This window comes from Flagellimonas abyssi, from assembly GCF_019457905.1.
GTDB lineage: Bacteria > Bacteroidota > Bacteroidia > Flavobacteriales > Flavobacteriaceae > Flagellimonas > Flagellimonas abyssi.
This window is the reverse complement of record NZ_JAHZSV010000082.1, coordinates 1-794: the sequence shown is the minus strand read 5'-3', so window position 1 is coordinate 794 and position 794 is coordinate 1. Positions and strand designations below refer to the sequence as shown.

1 protein-coding gene is annotated in these 794 nt (G+C 58.9%); it reads right to left on the bottom strand.

Annotation, left to right across the window (positions count from 1 at the left end):
- Positions 1–794: GMC family oxidoreductase N-terminal domain-containing protein (locus K1F36_RS19865; protein ID WP_220115342.1), on the bottom strand; the 794-nt coding region annotated here is incomplete at both ends.

Here is a 794-nt window from a genome sequence, read left to right as displayed (position 1 = left end):
GGGTGCCGGTCGCTCTTGGAGTTCAGCAATATACGCGCCGAACTACAGGCCGAGGCCCCCAGAACGACCACCTTGCCCTTGAGCTTATATTCCTTTCTGTCTTCTTTGTTGATGTAGGATACGCCCGTGGCCCTACCTTCTTCATCGGTAGTGACCTCTCTCACCATGCAGTTCACGTACAGGTCGATCTGCCCCCCGTTCTTCTGCGCAGGAAAGATAAGGCACGTCCCCGCCGAGAAATCGGCATATACCTGGCAGGCACGGTTGCACTGTCCGCAGTAGAAGCACACGCCCCGGTCCTCGTTGATCTTCTTGGTGAGCATCGACATCCTCGATGGGTACACCGGGATGTTGCTCTTTCTGGCCCCCTTGATGTAAAAAAGCTCGTGCAACCTTGGCTTTGGCGGGGGCAGGAAGAAGCCGTCAGGGTCGTTGGGAAGCCCCTCGTTGGTGCCGAACACCCCGATCATCTTGTCCACCTTGTCATAGTACGGCTTTACATCGTCGTAGCTGATGGGCCAGTTGTCCCCGTAGCCGTCCACATCCTTGTGCTTGAAGTCCTGTGGGCCGAACCGGAGCGATATCCGCCCCCAGTGGTTGGTACGCCCCCCCAGCATCCGTGAACGGAACCACGAAAAGTCCGTGCCGTCCTTCTGCGTGTAGGGCTCCCCCTCAATGTCCCAGCCGCCGTAGGCGGCATCGAAGTCCCCGAAGGGACGGAACCGTGTGCTCTTGCCACGCCTTGGGCTCTCGTACGACCACTTCAGCTGGGTCTGGTGCTCCGGCTTAGCTGG